Source organism: Yersinia aldovae ATCC 35236, from assembly GCF_000173735.1.
GTDB classification, from domain to species: domain Bacteria; phylum Pseudomonadota; class Gammaproteobacteria; order Enterobacterales; family Enterobacteriaceae; genus Yersinia; species Yersinia aldovae.
Genome location: NZ_ACCB01000081.1, coordinates 1 through 2,927, shown reverse-complemented (window position 1 = coordinate 2,927; position 2,927 = coordinate 1). Strand labels below are relative to the sequence as shown.

Below are 2,927 nucleotides of genomic sequence, written 5' to 3'. Positions count from 1 at the left end.
ATAAATAAGCCCAGCACCTCGAAAAGTGAAAGCACGCATTCTGACTGAATGACAGACTCTAGTTTTTACATCTCCCAGAGAGGCCACACTATGTTGATTAATTTTTTTAAACCAGTGGACAGTTTCAGTCTATTTGCTAAGAAGAGTAACCCCACGATTGCTGAATGCACGAAAGCAGAAGCACACCTAAAAAATAAAATAGACAAAGTTGAGAATATACTTAAGGAGCACGCTTACAAACGCAATATAATTGAATGCAACACTTATGGAGAAATAAAACTCCGCAATAAAACGGACATTATAAATAGCCCAAATGATTGGAATTTAGTCGCAAAAAAATTAAATGAGCATCACCAGTCATAACACCACAGCTAAAGATCGTGATTTCACTAAAGAAATATCTAAGCTGAGTAAATCCTTAGATAAATACAACGAGCAAGCTAAAATTATCGAAAAAAATAAAACAGAAATACAAAAGAAAGAATCGATTACATCATTAAAATCAGAGATTAAGTTACGCGAAGAGATAAAGAATAGTGGCAATGAATTACTTATCAAAGCACAAGAAAATTCTGATAAATTAGCATTAAGCAAGATATCCATGACAGCTATAGGGGAGTTTAAACCATCACAACTCAGAGCCATTAACAACATTATAATGCTTAGTGATAAAATCAATAGCAAACCCGAATGGTTACAAGAGAAAGGAATATTAAGAGTACCTGGAAACAATAAAGACATAGAAAGCATTGCCAAGGTCATGAATGAAGGTAGTGATCAAGAAATAAAAAATATTCTAATGAAAAATGATAGCCATCATGATATTTTTGGACTAATTAAAAATCAGTTTGGTTTGGCATTAACTGACTTGGAAAAAAGTAGAATTTGTAATTTTTCAATAAATCATGAAAACAGAATAGCTGAAGATAATTATCGTCTCCCATCAATAATTAAACTGCCATTATCGTTGCAGAAACTGATGCCTCTGTTAATAAACATTGATAAAAACAAAGAAATAAACAAGATGGACGCACAAAATATAGCTATGGTATTAGCACCACGCATAGCAACGTTGGAACCTGGGAAAGGTGAGCAAATAAAAGAAATGAAAGAAATAGGTGCACAAACGAAAATTATTGAAAACTTCCTAGCTGCAATTATTAATCATCATAGTCGAATCCAAAATCGTAAACTACCGGAGGTTCCATCGCATAGTAAGAAAGAGCTAGCACCGCTAAACACTAGCCATTTGCAAGCTTCTGGCAATTTAGAAATTTTCGTGTAATCTATTTAACACTCAAACAACCTTCCTGTTTATAAGGAAGGTTGTATTAGGATAAATAAACAATATAATTTTGCGGATGTAGGAGAGGTAGTGGGAAGGTTATTACTCTCTAAAACTGCTAACGAACTACTCCCTAAATTTAATTGCCAGATAGACTACCCAAAAGCATCATAGCTATAGCGCCCTCAGAGCGGAGTTCCTTAAACCAAGGAAGTCAACGCAAACGCTTTTATTGAATACCTCAACCGGATATATCAGACAGAGATACTGGATGTTTATCTGTTCAAGACGTTGAATGGAGTATGGGACATCACAGAGAAATGTCTGAGCGAATATAACTTTGAGCGTCCATATTAGCTCCTGAATAACCTGACTCTGGAAGAATACCTACGGCTGAATTTTCACGCTGGAAACTCGAAAAGTGTGGGGTACTAAAACGGGTGAACTTAAAATATTATCAAGGCAGGGTTTATCACAGGTAAAATATTTAAAACAGAATCGTATCAGGATGGGCTGGTAATAATGTTAGTTTCTAATGAGGCAGAGATTGAGCAGTTATTATTGGAGGTGAGCACTCATCCCCATATCGATATGGCCTGGATACGGGATAACGGTGAGCTGTATCTGGCGGAAGACTGACTGATGCAGTGCGGTCTCCAGCGTAATGTCCAGCAAGGTAGTGATTTGGGTACAACAAGGTAATATATGGGCGTAGCAACAGATAAAAATAGCTTGGAAGATATAAAGAGGATCCGCCAAGCTTTTATTAATTATGAGTCAGGATCATTAACTATTGATTTAATAAATGACTTAAATGAATCCCACACACCAAATATTTCAGCTCCCTCATGTAAGACATAAAAATATACCTTACCAAAATCAACTTTCCTCAAAGAGATTGAATAGATACCAGAGCCAGGATCATAGGCAAAAGGTAACATTTCATGCTTATTGAAACCATCTGGCAATGATTCATCTTCAAAATCATTAAATGATTCAATAATTTCAGATATAGAGAAAAATGAATTGATTGGATAAAGATTTTTCTCATCATGTACAAATGATGGCTGAGGCTGGCCACCATTATATTTATAATAAATATGTTTCATTTCATCTGGCAACGTTGAACCGATAGCACTTTCCAAATTAGCTATTTCATCATCGGTCGCCGGCGATAAGAAATCAATAAAATTAAGTTCACTCATAATGTCACCATGTTTTAAATATATAACTTATGCCAGTATGTGCTTTATATTGACTAACTCCACCAACATGTGGGATTCCGCTGTGAGCCTTCTGTTGAACCAATTGCATAGTGCCCGTATTTGTTGCTGAATTATAATCATCCAAGTGGTGCCAAACATAACCTTTAGGAGTTGATTTTTGCCCTAAAGCCGCCATACTAGCTTGCTCGAAATCTTTATGATAATCACCTGTATATTCAATTTTTTGTATTGGATTTACTCCGTTCTTTGAATACAAGGCGTTACTAGCGGAGTAATCTAGACCTCCATTCTTTGTGGGTTCTACTCCAGTGAATCCTTTTTCTTTCAATTTTGCAATTGGGCATGCAGCTAACCCGTATGGATCCACCCACCCCAGCGGGTTATGCACATACCCATACGGATTATTGCCACCCAAC

At 36.2% G+C, this 2,927-nt stretch carries 3 protein-coding genes and 1 pseudogene; 2 read left to right on the top strand and 2 right to left on the bottom strand.

The window, feature by feature from the left end:
• The first annotated feature begins 343 nt into the window (after positions 1-343).
• Together YALDO0001_RS19150 and YALDO0001_RS22095 are read left to right on the top strand one after the other, a co-directional pair.
• Positions 344-1,285, top strand: a complete 942-nt coding sequence (locus YALDO0001_RS19150; RefSeq protein ID WP_004705603.1) for a RhoGAP domain-containing protein — start codon at positions 344-346, stop codon at positions 1,283-1,285.
• 202 nt (positions 1,286-1,487) lie between these two features.
• Positions 1,488-1,720: pseudogene (locus tag YALDO0001_RS22095) on the top strand (integrase core domain-containing protein); the annotation flags it as partial.
• 335 nt (positions 1,721-2,055) lie between these two features.
• Here the strand turns inward: YALDO0001_RS22095 and YALDO0001_RS19145 are convergent.
• Together YALDO0001_RS19145 and YALDO0001_RS19140 are read right to left on the bottom strand one after the other, a co-directional pair.
• Positions 2,056-2,490: an SMI1/KNR4 family protein gene (locus YALDO0001_RS19145; RefSeq protein WP_004705601.1), complete on the bottom strand. Its 435-nt coding sequence runs from the start codon at positions 2,488-2,490 to the stop codon at positions 2,056-2,058.
• A 4-nt stretch (positions 2,491-2,494) separates the two neighbouring features.
• The coding region (locus tag YALDO0001_RS19140) for an HNH endonuclease (RefSeq protein ID WP_042840623.1) at positions 2,495-2,927 on the bottom strand (433 nt) is incomplete at its 5' end.